Origin of the sequence: Streptomyces sp. P17 (genome assembly GCF_032436805.1) — a bacterium.
Classification (GTDB): domain Bacteria; phylum Actinomycetota; class Actinomycetes; order Streptomycetales; family Streptomycetaceae; genus Streptomyces.
In genome coordinates this window covers 1-262 of the sequence record NZ_JAVRBF010001004.1, presented here as the reverse complement: position 1 = coordinate 262, position 262 = coordinate 1, and the positions used below count along the sequence as shown (strand labels likewise).

The window sequence follows — 262 nt, the reverse complement described above, 5'->3', positions numbered from 1 at the left end:
CAAAAGGGGCCGTTCGCGCGGCCCCTTTTGTATTTGTGGACGGCTATTGCGTGATCCGGATCTGCTGAAGAGTGAGATTGTTGAGAGCGCGTACCGCCTCTTGCGAGTACCGGGCTCCATTGTCGCCTCTGGGACCAAGGGCAATATTGAGGGTGTGGGTTTGTTTGGCAGTGACGCCCGCCAGATTTCCGGTCGGCCCCCTGAACCGCACCAGCGTCCAGCTCGGCGCAATACTCGCCCCTGCGTTCACGATGAACTGGAC

General features: G+C 59.9%; 1 protein-coding gene. It reads right to left on the bottom strand.

What is annotated here, in order from left to right; translation table 11 throughout:
* Positions 1-43: 43 nt before the first annotated feature.
* Positions 44-262 (bottom strand): hypothetical protein (locus RMT89_RS43740; protein ID WP_315889318.1); only part of this gene is annotated, 219 nt, incomplete at its 5' end.